The sequence below is a fragment of the Nocardia nova genome, from assembly GCF_002933465.1.
Taxonomy (GTDB): Bacteria; Actinomycetota; Actinomycetes; order Mycobacteriales; family Mycobacteriaceae; genus Nocardia; species Nocardia nova_B.
In genome coordinates this window covers 1-2298 of sequence record NZ_PSZE01000080.1, presented here as the reverse complement: position 1 = coordinate 2298, position 2298 = coordinate 1, and the positions used below count along the sequence as shown (strand labels likewise).

Here is a 2298-nt window from a genome sequence, read left to right as displayed (position 1 = left end):
AACAAGCTGTGCAATGCCGAGAAGGGCAGCGCGACCTCGTTCCGCTGCCCCTATCACGGCTGGACCTTCAGCAACACTGGTGCCCTGAGTGCGGTTCCGATGCGGGAGGGCTACGGCGAGACCTTCCGGCAGGTCCGTTCCGAACTGGGGCTCTCGGAGGCACCGCGGGTCGAAAGTTACCGCGGTTTCATCTTCGCTTCCCTCGCCGCCGAAGGTATTTCGCTGATCGAACACCTCGGGCGAGCGACCACCGCGATCGACCGCCTGCTGGCGTTGTCGCCGACCGGAACCATCGATCTGCGCGCCAACTGGATGAAGCACCATCACCGGGCCAACTGGAAGATGGTGGTGGAGAACAACGTCGACGGCTACCACGCCCTGTTCACCCACGCCTCGGTCTACGACGCGATCCGCCCGGCCAAGGTCTCCCACATCCCCACCAAGGTCGACGTCGTGGTCCGCGATATGGGCAACGGGCATTCCGAAATCGACTACTCGGCCGAATACCGCAAGCTCGACGAGGAATTCGTCTGGTACGGACGGATTCCACGCGCCAAGCTGCCGAAGTACATCGCCGACCTGGAGTCGGCCTACGGCCCCGAGAAGACCCACGACTCGCTGGTGGTCGGGCCGCCGCACACGCTGATCTGGCCGAATCTGTTCCTCGCCGAGATGAACATCATGTACGTCGAGCCGATCGCGCCCGACGAGACGATCGCCTATACGACCGCCGCGCTGTTCCCGGGACAGCAGGAGATGAATCAGCGCATGCTCCGGCGTGCGGAGGGTGCGATGGGGCCGTCGGGATTCCTGATCGCCGACGACGGCGAAATCGGCATGCGCAATCAGGCCGGGCTGGCCGCCCGCAAGCCGGATTGGCTGGTGCTGGCTCGCGGCATCGAAACCGATACCGAGGACGAGACCGGAATCGTCAACAGCGACAAGAGCGCCGAGACCCCGCAGCGCGGTTTCTACCGGCAGTGGGCGGCCGTCGTCGGACAGGAGATCTAGATCATGACCACCGCGCAGGCTTCTGCTGACACCTCGATCGCGGCCCCGCAACCGTTGCCCGTGCCCGATCCGGAGATCGAGGCATTCCTCTATCTGGAGGCGCGCCTGGCCGACGAGGCCCGCTATTCCGAATGGGAAGCGCTGTGGGCCGACGACGCGCTCTACTGGGTCCCGATGCGCCCGGAGGACGATCCGGCGGTCAATCTGGCCTATATCCACGACAACCGCCGCCGCATCAAAAGTCGTGTGGCGCAGTTGAATACCGGCCACCGGCATTCGCAGACACCCCCCTCGGTGATGCGCCGGATTCTCTCCAATATGGAGGTCGCCGACGAATCGGACGGTGTGGTGACGGTTGCGTCGAATTTCGCGCTGTTCGAATACCGCTATACCCAGCGGATCTGGGCCGGGCGCGTCGTGCACCGGATCCGCCGGACCGACGAGGGCCTGCGACTGGTCGCCAAGACCGTCCACCTCGTCAACGCCGCCGGCCCCGTCGAAACCCTGGCCTTTCTCATCTAGTGCTCCGATATCTCGCTGAGCCACAACACATTTGCGAGGAACAGTGCTCGTAGGCGATATCCCTGCCAACAATGCCCGCCGATATCCCGACAAGGCCGCGGTCGTCGAATCCGACTGCGTGCGCACGTGGTCGCAGGTCGACGAACGCGCTCGGCGACTGGCGAACCACTTGCGTGGGCAAGGACTGGTCACCGGTGACCGAGTTCTCGTGATTGCCCGCAACTGCGCCGAATGGCCCGAGATCGTCTTCGCGATCGCCAAGGCCGGGCTCGTCGTGGTACCGGTCAACATCCGGCTCGCACCCGACGAACTCGCCTATCTGCGCGACGACTGCTCGGCGCGGGCCGCGGTGATCCACACCGAACAGGTGCAGCGGTTCGGCGCCGAACTCGGTGCTCTCGACACCGTGCTCGAGATCGGGGCCGAGGCGCCGGGCGCGAGCGGGCGCCTGGACTACGAGACCGCCCTGGCGCAGGCCGCACCCGTCGACCCCGCACCCGCGGATCTGCACCCCGACGCCATCTTGAACATTCTCTACACCAGTGGCACCACCGGGCGCGCCAAGGGCGTGGTGAACACCCACCGCAACCTGCTGGCCCAAGCGATCGACACGACGCTGGTCACCGAGAGCAATCGGTCCGACGTCTTCCTGGCGACCACGCCGTTCTTCACCGCCGGGGGCAGTGTGCGCACCCTGTCGTGGACCTATCTGGGCCAGACGATGGTGATCCACCGCAAGTTCGACCCGCAGGCCGTCATCGACGA

Annotated in this window: 3 protein-coding genes; all 3 read left to right on the top strand. The window is 65.4% G+C overall.

What is annotated here, in order from left to right; translation table 11 throughout:
* A partial coding sequence (locus C5E41_RS32885; protein WP_104379549.1) for an SRPBCC family protein occupies positions 1–1011 on the top strand: 1011 nt, incomplete at its 5' end.
* A 3-nt stretch (positions 1012–1014) separates the two neighbouring features.
* Positions 1015–1533: an aromatic-ring-hydroxylating dioxygenase subunit beta gene (locus C5E41_RS32880; RefSeq protein ID WP_104379548.1), complete on the top strand. Its 519-nt coding sequence runs from the start codon at positions 1015–1017 to the stop codon at positions 1531–1533.
* 43 nt (positions 1534–1576) lie between these two features.
* Positions 1577–2298 (top strand): AMP-binding protein (locus C5E41_RS32875; protein ID WP_146097791.1); only part of this gene is annotated, 722 nt, incomplete at its 3' end.